Source organism: Nitrospira sp. BLG_2 (assembly GCF_049222245.1).
Window position 1 is genome coordinate 1 of the sequence record NZ_JBLYIG010000086.1, and the last position, 4413, is coordinate 4413.

Annotated in this window: 7 protein-coding genes; 5 read left to right on the forward strand and 2 right to left on the reverse strand. The window is 55.4% G+C overall.

Annotated features, from left to right (window positions below):
* The coding region (locus ACOSYY_RS02565; RefSeq protein WP_421660713.1) for a DUF4331 family protein at nt 1-157 on the reverse strand (157 nt) is incomplete at its 3' end.
* Nucleotides 158-193: 36 nt separating this feature from the next.
* Nucleotides 194-415 carry a hypothetical protein gene (locus ACOSYY_RS02570; RefSeq protein WP_421660707.1) on the reverse strand — a complete coding sequence of 74 codons (222 nt, stop codon included), beginning with the start codon at nt 413-415 and terminating at the stop codon, nt 194-196.
* 269 nt (nt 416-684) lie between these two features.
* Between ACOSYY_RS02570 and ACOSYY_RS02575 the strand changes: the two genes are divergently transcribed.
* The 5 genes from ACOSYY_RS02575 to ACOSYY_RS02595 form a co-directional block, all read left to right on the forward strand.
* Entirely contained in the window at nt 685-1287 is a 603-nt protein-coding gene (locus tag ACOSYY_RS02575) for a sigma-70 family RNA polymerase sigma factor (RefSeq protein ID WP_421660708.1), read from the forward strand.
* Complete coding sequence (locus ACOSYY_RS02580) at nt 1284-2207, forward strand: cupin domain-containing protein (RefSeq protein WP_421660709.1); 924 nt, start codon at nt 1284-1286, stop codon at nt 2205-2207. The genes ACOSYY_RS02575 and ACOSYY_RS02580 overlap by 4 nt, the downstream gene beginning before the upstream one ends.
* Before the next feature lie 145 nt (nt 2208-2352).
* On the forward strand, nt 2353-2769 hold the full coding sequence (gene nikR, locus ACOSYY_RS02585; protein WP_421660710.1) for a nickel-responsive transcriptional regulator NikR: 417 nt from the start codon (nt 2353-2355) through the stop codon (nt 2767-2769).
* A 4-nt stretch (nt 2770-2773) separates the two neighbouring features.
* Nucleotides 2774-3199, forward strand: a complete 426-nt coding sequence (locus ACOSYY_RS02590) for a DUF3842 family protein (RefSeq protein ID WP_421660711.1) — start codon at nt 2774-2776, stop codon at nt 3197-3199.
* Nucleotides 3200-3324: 125 nt separating this feature from the next.
* Nucleotides 3325-4413: TonB-dependent receptor (locus ACOSYY_RS02595; RefSeq protein ID WP_421660712.1), on the forward strand; the 1089-nt coding region annotated here is incomplete at its 3' end.

Below are 4413 nucleotides of genomic sequence, written 5' to 3' on the forward strand. Positions count from 1 at the left end.
CGGGATTCTCCCAGCTGCGGAAGAAATAAAAATCCGTGATATCCGCCGTCGGGTCATTGGCGATCAACGGGGCCTCGCGATGGCTTGCAGCTAGGACCGGTGCGGCCATGAGCACAGTCAGTACCGTCAAGATGAATGGTCGAAGTCGAGCGAACATGGGTGTCCTCCTTGTGAACCTCTCGTGAATGATTGGTTATAGATCCGGAAGCGGCGCCGGAATGGGTTCTGATTCGGCTTGGCTGATCAGCGCGGCCTCATCAGATGTGAGCGCGTCCGATTGCGGCGTGCGCTGATCGTCTGCTGAAGCGGTCGGACCGCTTGGAGTGACGATGGGCACGCCGTCGCTCCCGCTGCATCCTGATAGGACGCCGACAGCGAGTGCCAAACCCAGGGTTGAATAGACCAGCGATTTCATGAAGTCCTCCTCTCATGAAGTACATGGTGTTCCATTTCATGGACATCCGCGGGAATGATTGTGTCGGGCACCTGTCTCGTAAATTCGAACCGGCCGACGGTCTGTTCTCAACTACGAGACCTGTTCTGCTTTGGATCTTTTCGCTAGGACAGTCTTCTTGCTGGGGCGATTTTTGCGGTGCTATAGTTCGGCTCTATCAAGATACAAAGCCCACGGTCAGCAATCCGATCTTCCCCATTCTCTCGTATAGTTTTATGGGGGAGATTGCTATGTTGCTCATGTCATCAGAAACGGCCAAAGCGGCGAAAGACCAGGAATGGGCGCACCTGATTTCATTGACGGCACAGGGTGATCAGGCAGCGCTCGCCACGTTCTACGATCGTACGAGCCCACAGGTCTTTGGGCTTGTCCTCAAAATTCTCGATAATCGCGAGGCCGCTGAAGAAGTCACCTTGGATGTCTACACGCAGGTGTGGCGCCAGGCCCATACCTATGACGAAACGCGAGGGGCGCCCGGGGCTTGGCTGATGACCTTGGCCCGTACAAGGGCGATCGACCGGTTTCGCGCCGGGGCGGCCGAACATGGGCGCATCGAATCGTTGGACGCCGCCGAACTATTTGCCAGCAACGACGACACGCCGGAGCAGGATGTCGAAGGTCAAGAGCGGCGGCGGTATGTACAACAAGCGTTGGCGGTATTGACGGCGGAACAGCGGCAAGCGATCGCACTGGCCTATTTTTATGGCTTAAGCCAAAGTGAAATCGCGGAAAAGCTGCAACTGCCTCTCGGTACGGTGAAGACGAGAATCAGATTGGGTATGATGAAATTACGCGAAGCGCTCGCGCCTTATGAGGCAGGTTTAACGCCGTGAGTGAACTCAAACTGCCGGAAGAATTGGAAGGACAGGCGATCCTCCATGCTCTCGGGATATTGGATCCGGACGATCGCCGGGCGTTTATGGTGAGACTACGAGGAGAATCCGATCTCTTGCGCCAAGCAGCGACAGCGTATCAAGCGACGACGGATGCATTGGCCGCAAGCGTGACTCCAGTGACGCCTTCCGCAACTCTCCGCGAGCGACTTGTCAAGACGGTGGCGTTGGAAGCCGGACGCGAAACTGAACAGTTCGATCTTGCCGCGAATACATTGGCCTTGGCGTCCCTTCCGGTAAAGCCTCGCGATTCTGTGCGGGAACGGCTCTTCTCGCGAATCGAAGGGCATTCGGATATCCGCCCTGATGTTACAGACTCGGCGCGGGTTCTAAGCGAAACGCCTGCCCTTCTGGGTGAGGAGGGAAGGAATAAAAGTGAGGGGCGCCTCTCTCAAGACGTCGGCTCCCTCGCCACTTGGCCGCGATCTTGCTGGACGGCTGTTTTGAATTTCCTGCGCACTATTCTCATTCGTTCCGTGACCTCCGAGCGGGTCAGATATTGGAAGGCCAAGATCGCACTTCAACAGCCGACGAAGGGACTGACCTTCATCAGGGCGTCGGAAGGGAACTGGCGTGGAATCGCTCCGGGCGTGACGGCCAAGTTGCTCTCTTTTGATCCGGCTTCCCGAAGGGCCACCACGCTCCTCTGTTTCGCGCCGGGCACCAGCTATGCCCCCCACCGTCATACCGCGGCAGAAGAGCTCTATGTTCTCGAAGGCGGGTGCAGTATTGCCGGCCGTGAGATGGCGATCGGAGACTATCATCGCGCCGAAGCCGGGACCGTGCATCATGATACGTCGACGGACGATGGATGTCTGCTGCTCGTGATCTCTTCACCACAAAACGAGATGCTGCGATAGCATTCGCAGCCTTCAGTTTCTCCATAAATCCAATCATCACCGAATTGACGTAAGACAATTAGGTTAGAGCATCGACGATTGATTTTTAAAAAGATGCTGTGCTACTAATTTATAATTCGTGGCACTTCAACGAGGGCAAAAGATAATGAAAAAGTTGGTGCGTTTCGGTGTTTCGCTCGACCATCATCTGCTGGATGCCTTCGATCGCCATATCGAACGGCGGAAATACACCAATCGATCGGAAGCGTTGCGCGATCTCATCCGCAACAATTTAGTGGGTCAAGAATGGGATGAAAACAAGGAAACCGTCGGCACCATCACGTTCGTCTATGACCATCATGTGCGGGATCTGACAAGTAAGTTGACGGAGATTCAGCACGACTACCATGGGCAGATTTTGTCGGGCATGCATGTGCATCTCGATCATGACCATTGTCTTGAAGTGTTGGTCGTGAAAGGAAAAGGCTCTGAAATTAGAAAAGTCGCCGATGCCCTTGTGAGTGTGAAGGGCGTCAAGCATGGCAAATTGACCATGACCACCACCGGCAAAGGACTGATCTAAATACATGCGCGTGTGTGTCATTGATGGGCGCGGAGGAGGGTTAGGTTCCCGGCTGGTGTCGGGGTTGCGGGAAACCTTGAATCTTGATTGTCAGATTTTGGCGTTGGGAACCAACCTTGCCGCCGCCGCGGCGATGAGGGGGGCCGGGGCTGAACAAGTCGCATCAGGAGTCGAGGCGATCTCCAAACTTGCGCCGACGGCCGATGTCATTGTGGCCTCATTGAACATGGTGTTGCCTGGAGCGATGTTGGGTGAAGTCACCCCTGAAGTCGCCAAAACGATTCTTGAGGCAAGGGCCAAGAAGGTGCTGCTGCCGCTGAATCGGGTCCGGGTGGAAATCGTGGGAACTGAAGGCCGCACGATGGATGCGTTGATTGACGAATGCCTCTCCCGAGTTCGTGTTGCCGTACAAGGCGCCTGCCGAGCCTAACGGCATTTCCCATTTCATTCTGAGTTGCAAGACCACGAGGGTCTACGCCGGTCGATGAGTCGACTGTCGAAAAACCATCGTGGGCGTCTCATCCGTCCACAACACTCATGACGAGGAATTGTGACATGACACGCGCAATGACGTTCGTGCTGGCTCTTGCACTCACGCTCAACCCCTGGGGAAAGGCCGAGGCCCATGACCCGGACGAGCCCGAATTGGAAGTGCCCGAAGTCGCTGTCATTGGAGAAAAACCGGTGGCGGCATCCTCCCAACAGTTTATTCCTGACAAGGAAATCGTGTTGCAACCTCAGGGCCGACCCGCCCAAATACTGCGATTGATCCCCGGCATGCTGGCCGTTGAGCATTCCGGCGGAGCGGGAAAAGCAGACCAATATTTTTTGCGCGGCTTCGATGCCGATCACGGAACGGACGTCGGGTTCTTCCTCGACGGGATGCCGATCAATCTGCGCTCCCATGCGCATGGACAGGGCTATGCCGATTTGAACTTCATCATTCCCGAAACGATCCAAGGGGTCGAAGTCAATAAAGGCGCGTATCTCCCTGAGTACGGGGACTTCGTGACAGCAGGGGCGATCAATTTTCGGACGCGCCAGGTGCTTAAGGAAGGGATGGTTCAAGCTGCCGGGGGAGAGTTCAGCACGCAGCGATACATGCTGATGTTTTCACCGACGAAAGAGCGGGTGCAAAGTCTGTTCGCTGCCGAAGGCTATTACACCAATGGTCCGTATATCAACGACAACCAGTATGTCCGAACCAATGTGTTGGGAAAAATCACCACCTATCTGACCGGGCGAGACGAACTCAGTGTAAAGGGGACATTTCTCTATTCCAGATGGGACGGCTCCGGCGAGATTCCGTTGCGGGCCGTGACCGACGGTTCGCTGAACCGTTTCGGCTCGATCGATCCGTATGAAGGGGGAAACACTTTGCGGACGACCGGCCAAATGGACTACCACTACGACACGACGTCGGGCGGCCAGTTCTATATGAAGGCGTATGGTCAATATTACCGGCTGGATCTGTTCACCAATTTCACGTTCTTCCTCAACGATCCGGTCAACGGCGACGGCTTTGCGCAATTCGATCGCCGCGCTATCTATGGTGGCGAGATTGGATTCAAACAGCGAGGAGAGATTCTCGGCATGCCCAGCATCGGAACCGTCGGATTTCAGACGAGAGTGGACGACGTTCAC